1 protein-coding gene is annotated in these 1,044 nt (G+C 62.8%); it reads left to right on the top strand.

Annotation, left to right across the window (positions count from 1 at the left end; translation table 11 throughout):
• Positions 1 to 205 (top strand): hypothetical protein (locus D9C15_RS33710; protein WP_205854771.1); only part of this gene is annotated, 205 nt, incomplete at its 5' end.
• Positions 206 to 1,044: the final 839 nt, after the last annotated feature.

Raw genomic sequence — 1,044 nt, 5'->3', positions numbered from 1 at the left:
GAACCTTCGCCGTTGGAAGTTTGGCGCTTCAGGTTCTGCATTCGTCGCTGCCCTGCCAAGGCTCGTTCCGGCCGCCCGTCCGTTGGCGGGCGGCGAACCGCAGGTGCTCGGGGCAGAGATCTACGCCCGCTTGCTGCCACGTGCGCTCGGTGTGGCCAAAGAGTTCGTTTCCAGGTCCCTCCAGGCTGGCTCGAGCGCAGGTTGAGAGAACAACCCCATTCCATCCCGGCCCGGCCTTCTTCGCGCAGTCAGCAGCCCCGAGTGCGCCCTAACCCTTCGCTCGAGCGGGACCTCCGCCGGCAAGGCACTTGGCCCACGAGGCGCTCGCTGTCATCATCCGCCTCGCGGGCCAAGTGCCTTCCCGGCTACGGCCCCTCAGCTCAAACGTTAGGCGTCGAAGAGGAAGCGCTTTGTCGTGTGACCACGGGGCGTCGATACCATCGACCTCTTCTAAGCCGAGTTTCTATGGACGTCTACTGCCGGCTTGGCCAGCGGAAGTCTAAACAGTGATGGAACTCACCAGAGTCCTCGAACAGATCAACAACCTAGACAGCCGAGAGGCCGTCCGGCAGTTCGGCCCTAAGTGGTCAATCGTCGTTGTCAGCCCTTCGCTGCAGGTCGTAGCCGTCGGTCGCTACAAAGTGCGACCAAGCCTGCTCGCGGTGGACGAGTTGCTTGCGCCTCATAGGGGTTGTGCGTACTTCTACGCAACGCCTGGCATGTACGACACACGTGACGCCTTGGAATCAAGAGTTCAGGCCTGCGAAGAGGCGTTTCGGGATCGGTAGCGCCCCCCCAGCCGAGACAGGCAAATTCACTGCTCTGAGGTCCGCGACGACGCCTAACCCTTCGCTCGAGGCGACCCTCCACGGCTTGGCACTTGGGCCGCGAGGCGCTTGTTCTTATCATCCGCCTCGCGGCCCAAGCGCCAATCCGTGGCGGTCGCCTCAGCTCAAACGTTAGGCGTCACGATGGCAATCTCGCGCACCTCAACCGACGATGAGCTCCTGGCAGAGGTTCGGGCTTGGATACAGCAGCTGTCGG

It is taken from the genome of Piscinibacter defluvii, from assembly GCF_004011805.1.
Lineage (GTDB): Bacteria > Pseudomonadota > Gammaproteobacteria > Burkholderiales > Burkholderiaceae_C > Piscinibacter > Piscinibacter defluvii.
The sequence above is the reverse complement of the archived record's forward strand: the minus strand, read 5'-3'. Positions and strand labels throughout refer to the sequence as shown.